Source organism: Paraclostridium sordellii (assembly GCF_000953675.1).
Taxonomy (GTDB): domain Bacteria; phylum Bacillota; class Clostridia; order Peptostreptococcales; family Peptostreptococcaceae; genus Paraclostridium; species Paraclostridium sordellii.
This window is the reverse complement of the sequence record NZ_LN679998.1, coordinates 3389624-3389892: the sequence shown is the minus strand read 5'-3', so window position 1 is coordinate 3389892 and position 269 is coordinate 3389624. Positions and strand designations below refer to the sequence as shown.

At 53.5% G+C, this 269-nt stretch carries 3 tRNA genes; all 3 read right to left on the bottom strand.

The features are described from left to right. Positions 1 to 4: 4 nt before the first annotated feature. Positions 5 to 81: transfer RNA gene (locus ATCC9714_RS16685), tRNA-Arg, on the bottom strand. Between the two features lie 13 nt (positions 82 to 94). Continuing rightward, positions 95 to 169: transfer RNA gene (locus ATCC9714_RS16680), tRNA-Gly, on the bottom strand. Between the two features lie 11 nt (positions 170 to 180). Continuing rightward, a tRNA-Leu gene (locus ATCC9714_RS16675) sits at positions 181 to 264 on the bottom strand. Between the last annotated feature and the right edge of the window lie 5 nt (positions 265 to 269).

The window sequence follows — 269 nt, the reverse complement described above, 5'->3', positions numbered from 1 at the left end:
AATGTGGTGAGCGCACAGGGATTCGAACCCCGGACACACGCCTTAGAAGGGCGTTGCTCTATCCAGCTGAGCTATGCACCCACATTGTTTATTTTGGAGCGGGAAACGAGATTCGAACTCGCGACTTCAACCTTGGCAAGGTTGCGCTCTACCACTGAACTATTCCCGCATAGTTTCAATTGGTGCGGATGAAGGGAGTCGAACCCCCACGCCATAGGCGCCAGATCCTAAGTCTGGTGCGTCTGCCAATTCCGCCACATCCGCATTAA